The sequence below is a fragment of the Tardiphaga sp. GW821-FHT12E02 genome (assembly GCF_058807155.1).
Genome location: NZ_JBXAQK010000001.1, coordinates 5636367 through 5648546, shown reverse-complemented (window position 1 = coordinate 5648546; position 12180 = coordinate 5636367). Strand labels below are relative to the sequence as shown.

Annotated in this window: 11 protein-coding genes; 5 read left to right on the top strand and 6 right to left on the bottom strand. The window is 62.4% G+C overall.

Going from position 1 to position 12180, the window contains the following annotated elements; all coding sequences use genetic code 11:
• Positions 1 to 89: 89 nt before the first annotated feature.
• From AC1RQ5_RS26505 to hemC, 3 genes are all read left to right on the top strand, one after another.
• Positions 90 to 275 (top strand): DUF3311 domain-containing protein, encoded by a 186-nt coding sequence (locus AC1RQ5_RS26505; RefSeq protein ID WP_398480680.1) that lies wholly within the window; start codon positions 90 to 92, stop codon positions 273 to 275.
• A complete protein-coding gene (mctP, locus tag AC1RQ5_RS26500; protein WP_493202953.1) occupies positions 265 to 1740 on the top strand; it encodes a monocarboxylate uptake permease MctP in 1476 nt (491 codons plus the stop codon). The genes AC1RQ5_RS26505 and mctP overlap by 11 nt, the downstream gene beginning before the upstream one ends.
• Positions 1741 to 1929: 189 nt before the next feature.
• Complete coding sequence (hemC, locus tag AC1RQ5_RS26495; RefSeq protein ID WP_493203583.1) at positions 1930 to 2901, top strand: hydroxymethylbilane synthase; 972 nt, start codon at positions 1930 to 1932, stop codon at positions 2899 to 2901.
• A 134-nt stretch (positions 2902 to 3035) separates the two neighbouring features.
• On the opposite strand, the gene AC1RQ5_RS26490 is transcribed toward hemC, so the two are convergent.
• Positions 3036 to 5135 carry a S9 family peptidase gene (locus AC1RQ5_RS26490; RefSeq protein WP_493202951.1) on the bottom strand — a complete coding sequence of 700 codons (2100 nt, stop codon included), beginning with the start codon at positions 5133 to 5135 and terminating at the stop codon, positions 3036 to 3038.
• A 143-nt stretch (positions 5136 to 5278) separates the two neighbouring features.
• On the opposite strand from AC1RQ5_RS26490, the gene AC1RQ5_RS26485 reads away from it, so the two are divergent.
• A complete protein-coding gene (locus tag AC1RQ5_RS26485; protein ID WP_493202949.1) occupies positions 5279 to 6817 on the top strand; it encodes a class I adenylate-forming enzyme family protein in 1539 nt (512 codons plus the stop codon).
• A 125-nt stretch (positions 6818 to 6942) separates the two neighbouring features.
• On the opposite strand, the gene AC1RQ5_RS26480 is transcribed toward AC1RQ5_RS26485, so the two are convergent.
• From AC1RQ5_RS26480 to AC1RQ5_RS26470, 3 genes are all read right to left on the bottom strand, one after another.
• Entirely contained in the window at positions 6943 to 7158 is a 216-nt protein-coding gene (locus AC1RQ5_RS26480; protein WP_398480688.1) for a SlyX family protein, read from the bottom strand.
• Positions 7151 to 7945, bottom strand: coding sequence for an oxygen-dependent tRNA uridine(34) hydroxylase TrhO (gene trhO, locus AC1RQ5_RS26475; protein WP_493202947.1), 795 nt, complete (start codon positions 7943 to 7945; stop codon positions 7151 to 7153). Before trhO ends, AC1RQ5_RS26480 begins: the two co-directional genes overlap by 8 nt.
• Positions 7946 to 8102: 157 nt before the next feature.
• Complete coding sequence (locus AC1RQ5_RS26470; RefSeq protein ID WP_398480692.1) at positions 8103 to 8318, bottom strand: CsbD family protein; 216 nt, start codon at positions 8316 to 8318, stop codon at positions 8103 to 8105.
• Between the two features lie 178 nt (positions 8319 to 8496).
• Between AC1RQ5_RS26470 and AC1RQ5_RS26465 the strand changes: the two genes are divergently transcribed.
• Positions 8497 to 9027 carry a cupin domain-containing protein gene (locus AC1RQ5_RS26465; RefSeq protein WP_493202945.1) on the top strand — a complete coding sequence of 177 codons (531 nt, stop codon included), beginning with the start codon at positions 8497 to 8499 and terminating at the stop codon, positions 9025 to 9027.
• Between the two features lie 176 nt (positions 9028 to 9203).
• On the opposite strand, the gene AC1RQ5_RS26460 is transcribed toward AC1RQ5_RS26465, so the two are convergent.
• Together AC1RQ5_RS26460 and AC1RQ5_RS26455 are read right to left on the bottom strand one after the other, a co-directional pair.
• On the bottom strand, positions 9204 to 10712 hold the full coding sequence (locus tag AC1RQ5_RS26460; RefSeq protein WP_493202943.1) for a flavin-containing monooxygenase: 1509 nt from the start codon (positions 10710 to 10712) through the stop codon (positions 9204 to 9206).
• 135 nt (positions 10713 to 10847) lie between these two features.
• The gene (locus AC1RQ5_RS26455; protein ID WP_493202942.1) at positions 10848 to 12176 is read right to left on the bottom strand and encodes an amidase; all 1329 of its coding nucleotides are present in this window, start codon (positions 12174 to 12176) and stop codon (positions 10848 to 10850) included.
• Between the last annotated feature and the right edge of the window lie 4 nt (positions 12177 to 12180).

The following is a 12180-nucleotide window of genomic DNA, read 5'->3' as shown; positions in this document are numbered from 1 at the left end:
CCATGGCTGCGCTCCTACACCCCGAAAAATTCTGCGCCGTAAAATAATCGTGGCATCCGGCGCTGCCCGTTTTTGAGAGGAGCCCCGCTATGGGCCGCCATTATTTGTGGCTGTTGCTGATCCCCTTCATCGGATTGCTCTGGATCCCGTTCTACAATTTTCACGATCCGGTGCTGTTCGGCTTCCCGTTCTTCTACTGGTATCAGCTCGCCTGGGTGCCGGTGACCGCTTTCCTGACGTGGCTCGCTTACCGGACCTATCCCAATGAAGACTGAGCTCGACATTCCGGCAATCGCCGTCTTCCTGTTTTTCTTCGCCCTCGTCACGGTCATGGGTTTTGTCGCCTCGCATTGGAAGCGTCCGAAGACCCTTGCAAGCCTCGATGAATGGGGGCTCGGTGGCCGCCAGTTCGGCACCTGGATCACCTGGTTCCTGGTCGGCGGCGACTTTTACACGGCCTATACGGTGATCGCCGTACCGGCTCTCGTCTATTCGGTCGGCGCCTATGGCTTCTTCGCGCTGCCTTACACGATCCTTGTCTATCCCTTCGTCTTCATGGTGATGCCGAAACTGTGGCAGGTCGCCAAGGACAACGGCTATGTCACCGCTGCTGACGTCGTTCACGGCCGCTACGCGTCGCGTACGCTGGAAGCCGCTGTGGCTATCACCGGCGTCGTCGCGACCATGCCATACATTGCGCTGCAGCTCATCGGCATGGCCGCAGCAGTCAAGGCGCTCGGCTTCGAAGGCGAACTGCCGCTGATCGCAGCCTTCGTTGTGCTTGCGCTCTACACTTATTCGTCGGGCCTGCGCGCGCCTGCGCTAATCGCCTTCGTCAAGGACATCATGATCTACATCGCCGTGATCGCGGCGATCTCGGTGATCCCCGGCAAACTCGGCGGCTATGCCAATGTGTTCAACATGGCGGACGCGGCCTTCAAGGCCAAGGGCTCCGGCAGCATCCTGCTCGGGCCGAGCCAGTATTTTGCGTATGCCACGCTGGCGCTGGGCTCGGCGCTTGCGGCCTTCATGTATCCGCATACGCTGACCGGCATCTTCGCCAGCAAGAGCGCGACGACGATCCGCAAGAATGCCGTGCTGTTGCCAGCCTATACGCTGATGCTCGGCCTGCTCGCCCTGCTCGGCTATATGGGCCATGCGGCGCAGCTCAAGCTCGCCAGCAACAATGACGTGGTGCCGGCGCTATTCCAGACTCTGTTCCCGAGCTGGTTTGCTGGTTTCGCCTTCGCCGCGATTGCCATCGGTGCGCTGGTGCCCGCTGCCGTCATGAGCATCGGCGCGGCCAACCTGTTCACGCGGAATTTCTGGAAGGCCTATGTCAATCCGCAGATCGATACGGCCGGCGAAGCCACGGTGGCGAAACTCGCATCGCTGGTGGTCAAGGTCGGTGCGTTGCTGGTGATCATCTATCTGCCGACGCAGTTTGCGCTCGATCTGCAACTGCTCGGCGGCCTGTGGATCCTGCAGACCCTGCCGGCGCTGATCTTCGGCCTCTTCACCGGCTGGTTCACCGCGCCGGCGCTGCTCGCCGGCTGGGTGGTCGGCCTGTTCGGCGGCACCTATCTGACTTGGATGGATGGCCTCAAGCCGCTGCATCTGCTCTCGATCGGCAGCTTCCAGGCCACGGTCTATGTGGGGCTGATTGCACTGGTTGCGAATATCGTCGTCGCGGTGCTGGTCAATCTGGTGGTGCCGAAGAAGACTGCCGTGGCGGCGTAGGGGCGGATGAGCGAAGCGTCATCCGCCGATCTTCGCCACGTGCCATCGGCCGGCGGATTGCGGCTACGCCTTATCCGCCCTGCACATTGAGCCAGCGCATTGCCCCGTGCATGCGCTGGCTCTATTGTCCGCGCTGCAATGGCCGCCTGCAGTGGGCGGCGCGACGGAGCGAGACACGTGACGGATCAGATGCGCATCGGCACCCGCAAGAGCACGATGGCGCTGGCGCAGACGGAAGAAATCGCGCGCCGCCTGAATGTGGCTGCGCCGGATGTCGCCGTCGAGATCGTCAAATTCGACCCTGTCGGCGACCGCGACCAGACCAGCAACCTGCTGCGCCATGGCGGCAAGGGCGGCGCCTTTGTCGGTGAAATCCGCGATGCCGTGCGTGCCGGCAAGCTGCATGCGGCGATGCATTCGCTGAAGGACATGCCGGGCAACGAAGACACGCCGGGCCTCGTGATCGGCGCCACGCTCGTGCGCGATCCGCCGACCGATTCGCTGGTGCTGCGCCCGGGGCTGACGCTGGATGAACTTACGCGGTCACGCGGCAAGGGTTTTAAAATTGGCACCAATGCCGTGCGCCGCGCCGCTTATCTGCGTCGGCTTTTTCCCGACATCGAAGTCATTCACTATCGCGGCGCTGCCGATACGCGCGTGCGAAAACTCGACAATGGCGAGATGCAGCGCCTGCCGGGTGGCGGCGAGGTCGGGCCGGCCGACGCGTTGATCATGGCGCGTTCCGGCCTGGAGCGCGTTGGTCTGGCCAGTCGCATCGTGCGCGATTTCTCGCCGCAGGAGATGCTGCCGGCGGCCGGGCAGGGCATCGTCGCCGTCGAATGCGCGGTGAATGACTGGGGCACGCGGCGCCATCTGTCGCTGATCGACGATCCCGCGGCGCATCTGGCCTGCGATGCCGAGCGTGAAGTGCTGTGGGTGCTGAACGGTCACTGCAACTCGCCGATCGCCGCCTATGCGGTGATCAATGGCGGCGAGATGTGTTTGACGGCATCCGTGCTGGATGAGGCCGGCGAGCGTTTCATCGAAGTGACGCGGATGGGGCCGGCGGGGCGCCCGCGTGAGCTGGGTCGGGCCGTGGGGCTCGATTTGCTGGACAAGGGCGCGGCGGCATTGATCGAGCGGACACGACCGGAGCATTGATCTCCAGCCCTCATGGTGAGGAGGCGCGCAGCGCCGTCTCGAACCATGAGTTGGCCTGGCTCCGCGCTTGCGGCCATCCTTCGAGACGCAGCCGAAGACGGCCGCTCCTCAGGATGAGGGCGGAATTGAAGGCCTCAACTCTCCGCCAACCCCACGCTCCACAGCGCAAACGCATAAACGATCGCGATCTCATCCAGCCGATTGAACCGGCCGGACGCACCGCCATGTCCCGCGCCCATATTCGTGCGCAGCAACACTGGACCACCTCCCGTCATCGTCGCGCGCAGGCGCGCGATCCATTTCGCCGGCTCCCAATAGGTCACGCGGGGATCGGTGAGGCCGCCCATAGCCAGGATCTTCGGATAGGCCTTTGCTGCCACCTGATCGTAGGGCGAATAGGAAAGGATCGTCTTGAAATCCTCGGCACTCTCGATCGGGTTGCCCCATTCCGGCCATTCCGGCGGCGTCAGCGGCAGCGTGTCGTCGAGCATGGTGTTGAGCACATCGACGAACGGAACTTCGGCGACAAGACCTGAGAACAGCTCGCCGGAGCGATTGGCGACAGCACCCATCAGCATGCCACCGGCACTGCCGCCGTGGCCGACAATGTTCTTCTCCGACGTGTATCTCGCCGCAATCAGCGCACGTGCCGATGCTGCAAAATCGTCGAACGAATTCGTCTTCCTGTCGCGCTTGCCGTCGAGATACCAGCCCCAGCCTTTGTCGGCGCCGCCGCGGATATGGGCGATGGCATAGACGAAGCCGCGATCGACCAAGGAGAGACGATTCGCCGAGAAAGAGGCCGGCATTGCCATGCCGTAGGAGCCGTAGCCATAAAGCAGCAGCGGCGCCTTGCCGTCTGGCGTAAAATCCTTGCGATGCAGGATCGAGACCGGCACCTCGGCGCCATCTTCTGCCTTCGCCATGATGCGCGTGGTAACATAATCAGCCGGATTGTGGCCGGATGGAATCTGTTGCCGCTTCCGCAAGGTGCGTTCGCGCGTCACCATGTCGTAGTCATAGACTTCTGACGGCGTCGTCATCGACGAATAGGCGAAGCGCAGATTGGTGGTGTCGAATTCATAGCCACCGAGCGTGTCGAGCGAATAGGCGGCCTCGTCGAACGCAATGGCGTGTTCTTCATTTGTCGCGAGATCGCGGATCACCACCGACGGCAGCGCATTGGCGCGCTCTAGCCGGATCAGGTGATGCGCATAAAGCTCCATGTCGATGAGATAGATGCCCTCGCGATAGGGGATCAGGTCTTTCCAGTTCGCGCGCTCCGGCGCTGCGATCGGCGCGGTGACGATTTTGAAATCGATGGCATCGTCGGCATTGGTGAGGATGAACAACTCATCGCCGCGATCCGCCAGCGAATACTGCACGCCGTCTTCGCGCTTGGCGACGAGGCGTGGCGGTGCATCAGGGGTCGTGAGATCGATCAGCTGCTGCTCGGACGTCTCGTGATCGCCGCCGGCAATCACGCAGAAACGTCCGCTGGCGCTTTCATGAATATGGGTGAACCAGCCGCTATCCTGCTCCTCGAACACAAGCTTGTCGTCAGCCTGTTTGGTGCCGAGGCGATGCAGCCAGACCTGCATCGGGCGGTGGTTGTCGTCGAGCTTCACATAGAAGAACGCCTTCGAATCCAGCGTCCACACCACGCCGCCATCGGTTTCCTCGACGAGGTCGTCGAGATCGTTGCCCGTCGCCCAGTCGCGTACGCGGATGGTGAAATATTCGGAGCCCTTGATGTCGGCGGTCCAGGCTTCCAGCGTGTGATCGGGCGAATGGCGGGCCTCACCGAACTTGAAGTAGTCGTGGTTCTTGGCCAGCGCGTCGCCGTCCAGAATGATCTGCGCCTCGCCGCCATCGCGCGGCGTGCGGCCGAACAGCTCGTGTTGTCCTCCCTCACGGAATTTGCGCAAATAGGACCATGGACCATCGGGCGACGGCACCGACGAATCGTCCTCCTTGATGCGGCCGCGCATCTCGGCGACGAGCTTCTTCTGCAGCGCAGCCGTGCCGCCCAGCAGGCTCTCGGTATAGGCGTTCTCGGCCTCCAGATAGGTCCGGATCTCCGGCTCCAGCACCGCGGGATCGCGCAGCACCTCCTGCCATTTGGCGTCCTTCAGCCAGGCATAGTCGTCGCTGACGGTGACGCCATGGGTCGTAAAGGAATGCAGATGGATCGGCGCAACCGGGGCTGAAATCTTGGAGGTCTGCTGTGTCATGAAGGCTCTTTTCGCGGAGGTCCGATCGGATATGATCCCGTCCGTCGGCATGGCGACGTGCTGTGAATATAGGCGGGATCACCCGCTTTGCCATCCTTCGAGCCCCCTCGCAGGACAAGACAAAACAAGAAACGAGGAAACCGATGCCCGAATTCGTTACGCTCGATGCGCTGGTCCGGGACACCGCCGAGCGGCTGCCGCAGAAGACCGCGGTCATCGATCCCGATCGCGCCATTAACTATGCGGATTTCAATGCGCTGATCGACCGCGTCGCTGCGTCGCTGCAGGCAAGCGGGCTGAAGCCGCAGGACGCGATTTCAATCTGTGCGCTCTCGTCGATCGAATATGCCGCGACGTTCCTCGGTGCGCTGCGCGCCGGTGTCGCTGTCGCTCCGCTGGCGCCGTCATCGACGCCGAGTGATTTTGCCGCGATGGTGAAGGATGCGGCTGCGAAAATCCTGTTCATGGACAATGCGACCGCCGACAGCTTCGCGGTAGCCGATATCGATCCCGCGATCCAGCGCGTGGCGCTTGATGGTGGCAAGGCCGGCAAAGCATTCAAGGAGTGGCTGGCGCCGGACGGCAGCAAGCCCGAGCCCGTGACGATCGATCCGGAATGGGTGTTCAACATCATCTATTCGTCGGGCACCACGGGCACGCCGAAGGGAATCGTGCACACGCATCAGATGCGCTGGCGGCAATACGGCCAGCTCGATCCGCTCGGCTACGGACCGGATGCGGTCACCGTGCTCTCGACGCCGCTTTATTCCAACACGACACTGGTCTGCTTCAATCCGACTTTAGCAGGCGGCGGCACGTTGGTGTTGATGAAGAAATTCGATGCCCGCGGCTTCCTCGAACTCAGCGCCAAACATCGCGCCACCCACGCGATGCTGGTGCCGGTGCAGTATCGCCGCATCATGGCGGTCGAGGACTTTGACCGCTTCGACCTGTCGTCCTTCGTCATGAAATTCTCGACCTCGGCGCCTTTCGCTGCTGCACTAAAGGCCGATGTGTTGAAGCGCTGGCCGGGTGGTCTCACCGAATATTACGGGATGACCGAAGGCGGCGGCACCTGCATATTGCTGGCGCATGAACATCCGACCAAGCTGCATACTGTCGGACAGCCGGGGCCCGATCATGACATCAGGCTGATCGATGACGACGGCAATTTCGTCGCCCAGGGCGAGATCGGCGAGGTGGTCGGGCATTCACCGACCATCATGAAGGGCTATCTCAACCAGCCCGGCAAGACCGCCGAGACATTCTGGCGCGATGCGTCAGGCAAGCTCTATGTGCGCACCGGCGATGTCGGACGCTTCGACGAGGATGGTTTCCTCACGCTGATGGACCGCAAGAAGGACATGGTCATTTCCGGCGGCTTCAACATCTATCCGAGCGACCTGGAAGTCGTGCTGGTCCAGCATGAGGCGGTGCTGGAAGCGGCGGTGGTCGCGATGCCATCGGAGGAGTGGGGCGAGACGCCGGTGGCGTTCGTCGTGCTGCGGCCCGGTGCGTCAGCAGACGCAGCAGGGCTCAAGAGCTGGGCCAATGAGCGGCTCGGCAAATTCCAGCGGCTCAATGATGTCGTCATGGTCGATGTGCTGCCGCGCAGTGCGATTGGCAAGGTGCTGAAGCGCGAGTTGCGGGATCGCAGGCTGAGTGGCGATTTGTCGGCGTAGCTGTCATCCCGGCGAAGGCCGGGATCCATAAACGCTGTAGAGGCGATGATCGATGGTCGTCGTAACTCTGCGTTCTCACCACATCCGAGTGAGGCTATGGGTCCCCGCCTGCGCGGGGACGACTGTCAATAATGCGGCGGCCGTTCATTCCCGGGTGTGCCCGCCGCCGTTTCGGCTTCGGTCAGTCGCTCGCCCAGTGCTGCCATCTGCCGCGTCAGCATGTCGATCTGCTTCCATTGCGCGGTGATGGTCGCATTCAGCGTCTCGATCGTGTCGTCCTGATAGGCGATGCGGACCTCCATCGTCTCGATCCGCTCGCGCAGGCCTTCGATCTCACTCATCTTCAGCCTCACGCGTCAGGGCGAAATCTTCCGAATTGATCGGCAGGTCCGGCCGGATCGACTGGCTCTCCACCAGCCCATGGCCGAGCGCAACACGCTGGTCGAACACGAAACATTCGCCGCGCCACAGGCTGTCGCTTTCGGGAATGTCCTCGAGATATTGCAGGATGCCGCCCTTGAGGTGATAGACCTCGGAAAATCCATGGGCCAGCATGTAGGAGCTCGCCTTCTCGCAGCGGATGCCGCCGGTGCAGAACATGGCGATCTTCTTGTGCTTGGCCGGATCGAGCGTTTTGGCGACGAAATCCTTGAACTGGCCGAAGCTGGCAATCTGCGGATCGATTGCGCCGTCGAATGTTCCCATCGCCACTTCGAACGCATTGCGGGTGTCGAGCACCAGCGTGTCCTCGGCAGCGATCAGCGCGTTCCAGTCGGCGGCGTTCACATAGGTGCCCACCAGTCTGTTGGGATCGGTGAGGGGATCGCCGAGTGTGACGATTTCCTTCTTCAGCCGCACCTTCATGTGCAGGAAAGGCATCATGCTGGCGCGGGAATATTTCAGTTCGAGATTGTTCAACCGGCCGCCGAACAGCACGCCGCTTTCCAGCTCTCGCACCAGCGCATCGATCTCGGCATCCTTGCCGGCGATGGTGCCGTTGATGCCTTCATCGGCCAGCAACAGGCTGCCCTTGATGCCCAGCTGGTCGCAGAGCGCGCGGAGCGGCGCCTGCAATTGACGAAAGTCAGGCAGGGCAGCGAATTGGTAAAGGGCAGCAACCTTGTACATGCCGGGGATGTAGCAAAGCGCAGGCGGTGGCGAAACCCTTCCGCGCGCTGGTATGCCAGTCTTCAGACGCACAAAAGCCGGCTCCCGAAGGACCGGCTTCCGTGCAGCGTCACCTGCGACAGGCGTGGGAGTCAGACCACGTCTGCGAAATGAAGGCTTAGAGCTTTCGGTTCGCGAAATCCGACGCCTTGTCGGCGGCGTCCTTGGCGGCCTGCTTGGCATCGCCGACCGCCTTCTGCGCGTGACCCTTGCCTTCCTGGATCAGGCCTTCGCCCTGCAGCTTCTCGGAGCCGACAGCCTCGCCAATGCCCTGCTTGGCCTTGCCGATGGCTTCGTTGGCGTTACCCTTGATCTTGTCTGCGGTGGCACCCATGAGATACTCCTGTCTGACGTGAGGCGGTTTTGTTCCGAGAATTATTCTCGAATGACGCCGCCCCGGTTGAGCTTCGCAAGGTCAATTGCCAGCTTGATTGAATGTTCCTGGAATTCCGCGATCGTGATGCCGCACATGCCGTGTCGCTCGCTGTCACGGATCTGAAGAAGGCACTGCCATGTCCGGTCACGGTCACGATCACACCCATCCGCACGATCACTCTTACGATCACAGCCATGACACCGATCGCTGGAAGCATGACGGCGTGCGCGTCATTCCGGCCGATAATCTCGACACCAATGTGCCTTCGACCAAGGGTATGGACCGCGCCGCAGCGATCAACTTCGCCCGCGTCGGCGCGCAGAAACTGTGGGCCGGCACGGTCTCGATCCAGCCGGACGCCAAGACCGGCGCGCATCATCACGGCCATCTCGAAAGCGTGATCTATGTGGTCAAGGGCAAGGCCCGGATGCGCTGGGGCGAGCAGCTTCAGTTCACCGCCGAGGCCGGCCCGGGCGATTTCATCTTCGTGCCGCCTTATGTGCCGCATCAGGAAATCAATGCCAGCCGCGATGAAGTGCTGGAATGCGTGCTGGTGCGCAGCGACGGCGAGGCGGTGGCTGTCAATATCGACATCGAGCCGGTGGAGAAGCCGGAGACGGTACTGTGGGTCGATCCGACCCATCCCGATGGCGCGGTGAAGAAGTAGTTTCTTTTTTTAACCTCTCCCCGCTTGCGGGGAGAGGTCGACTGCAACGCGCAAAGCGCGTGGAAGTCGGGTGAGGGGGCTCTCCACTTGCTCCGAGTGCGTGGAGAGCCCCCTCATCCGTCGCGGACTTCGTCCGCGCCACCTTCCCCCCGCAAGCGGGGAGAAGGCAACGGCCGCTAGTTATATTTGAACACGGGATCGTCGAGATCGATCGCCGGAAATACCTCGCGATCGCTCCAGTAATTCTGGTCGTGCTGCCATTCCGGCTTGTCGCCGCGCCTGGGCAGCAGATGCAGCCCGCGCATGATGTAGCCGGGGTTGAAGTCCTGCTCGTCGATCCATGGCAGCAAGGACATGTCGCTGTCCTCGGGCCGCAAGGCCGGCGCGACCATATCGACACCCTTCTCGTCCATATGCCGCAGCAGACGACAGACGAAATCCGCGACGATATCCACGCGCAGCGTCCAGCTGGCGCGGAAATAGCCGAAAATCCACACCATGTTCGGCACGCCCGTGAACATCATGCCGCGATAGGTCACCGTGTCGGCGAAATTCAGCGGCTCATCATCGATGGAGAAGGCGATGTCGCCGAGCACGTTGAGATCGAAGCCGGTGGCGGTGACGACGACATCGGCATCGATCCGGTCACCTGATTTCAGCGCGATGCCTGTCTCGTCAAAATGCGCGATCTCGTCGGTCACCACCGTGGCCTTGCCGGCGCGCACGCTTTTGAACAGGTCGGCATCGGGGATGAAAGCGATGCGCTGGCGCCATGGCCGGTAGCGCGGCGTGAAATGGGTGGCGATGTCATAGTCGTCGCCGAGATGGGCGCGGACGCCTTTCAGCAGTTCATCGCGCACGGTGTCGGGCTCATTCTGTGCGCGCTTAGTGAAGGCAGCCTGATCGAACAGCACTTTGCGACGGACGATCTCGTGGACCCATGTCTCGTCGATATCGAGTTCACGCAGCGTCTCTGCGAGCACATTGGCATTGCGCCCGGTGATGAAGAAGGTCGGCGAGCGCTGCAGCATGGTGACGCCCGCGCATTGATCGGCGATGGCAGGCACCACCGTGGCGGCGGTCGCGCCGGAGCCGATGACGGTGACGCGCTTGCCGGACAGGTCGAGATCGTCAGGCCAGGTCTGCGGATGCACCACCGTGCCTTTGAAGGAATCGAGCCCGGGCCAGTCCGGCGTAAATCCCTTGGCGTGATTGTAGTAGCCCTGGCACATCCACAGGAAGCGCGTGGTGAAGGATAGGGTCTCATCGGTGTCGGTGCGCGTCACGGTCAGAGTCCAGAGCTTGTCGTGATTCGACCAGTTGGCGCTGAGAATCTTGTGGTGATAGCGGATGTGCTGGTCGATGCCGTTCTCGGTGATCACCGCGCCCATATAGGCCTTGATCTCGGCGGCCGTTGCGATCGGCGCCGAGGTCCATGGCTTGAAGCGATAGCCAAAGGTGTGGAGATCGCTGTCGGAGCGGATGCCGGGATAGCGATGGGTGTGCCAGGTGCCGCCAAAACCATCCTTCATTTCGAGGATGGCGAAGCGCTTGTTCGGGCTTTGCTGGGTGAGATGATAGGCGGCACCGATACCGGAAATGCCGGCGCCGACCACGATGACGTCGAAATGTTCGGTCGGTTGGGCCACGGACGGATTCGTGGCGATGTTTCCCTGGACGTTCATGGGCTCCCGATCTTGTCTGGCTCCGCAGTCTGTGCGCGGATGCTTGTCTGGCGGTCCCGCGAGATGGAACCGCCAGCGTCATGATTGACGATCAGGGAGAATGCGCAAGACCTATTGCGCCGCAGTTTTGGGAAATCAGGCGACGAGTTTCGGCAGGCCGGGCTGGAATCCCAGCGTGGTTTCGATCCATTTCGCCACACGCAGCGTGCGGACGTCATGCCGATACGGCCCGACGACCTGCAGGCCGAGCGGCAGTCCGGTCTTTCCGAAACCGGCCGGCAGGGCCACGGCCGGCACGCCCATCAGCGTCCATGGTGCGCAGAAGGCAGCGTCGCCGGTGAAGTCGAGCCCCTCGGGTGCCTCGCCGGTGGCGGGGAGTGTCAGGACGGCGTCATAGGGCGCCATCTGCGCCGTGAACGCGTCGCGCAGGGACTTTTGCTGCGCTTTGGCCTTGAGATAGTCCGCGGCGCTGATGCCATTGCCGGTCTTCACCAGCAGCTTGAGATGCTCGCTCGTTTTTTCCGGATGACGCTCGACCAGATCGCCGAAAATCACCGCCGCTTCGCTGGCAAGGATGGTGTTGATGACGTCCCAGTTGAGGTGATCGAGCTCGGTCATCTCCAGGTCGTCGATGACAGCACCGCCGGATCGCAGGCGGGTGATCGATGCGCCGAACAGTTGCTGCTGTTCGCTTTCGGCCTTGGCGAATTTGGCGAAATGCACCACGGCGAGACGCGGCGCCGGCAGTGGCTGGATGCCATGCGTAACGGATACCTCGAAGGCGGGCACGGGCTGCCCATGCAGATCGCTGTCGCTGGTGCCGGCCAGCAGCGACAGCGCGTAGGCGACGTCATCGACCTGGCGCGCGAAGAAACCGATATGATCGAGCGAATGGCTGAGCGGATGCGCGCCGCTGCGCGGAATGGCGCCAAAGCTTGGCTTGAAGCCCACCACGCCATTGAAGGCCGCGGGGCGGATGATCGATCCCAGCGTCTGGGTGCCGAGCGCGAGCGGGACGAGGCCCGCAGCAACGGCCGCTGCCGAGCCCGAGGACGATCCGCCGGGCGTATGCTTGCTGTTCCAGGGATTGGTGGTCGGGCCCGGCTGGCGCCAGGCGAATTCGGTGGAGACGGTCTTGCCGAAAATGGTGGCGCCGAGATTGCGCAACCGCTCGACCACCCAGGCGTCGGCAGCCGGCACATGGTCGCGATAGATCGGCGAGCCATTGCTGGTCGGCATGTCGGTCGTCGCGATGATGTCCTTGATGGCGACGGGGATGCCCGACAGCGGCCCCGGCTTTCGCGCAGTGTCGGTGGGCAGCACTTCGAAGGCCTTGAGAACGGGCTCGACGGCCTTGGCCTGCGCGAGGCGCTCGGATGCGTAATGGTCGGCGGCCGCGCTGTTGCCCTTGAACAGGCGCAGCAGCTCGAGCACGCCGGGTTCAGTCTTGGTGGAGTTGGTCACGTCG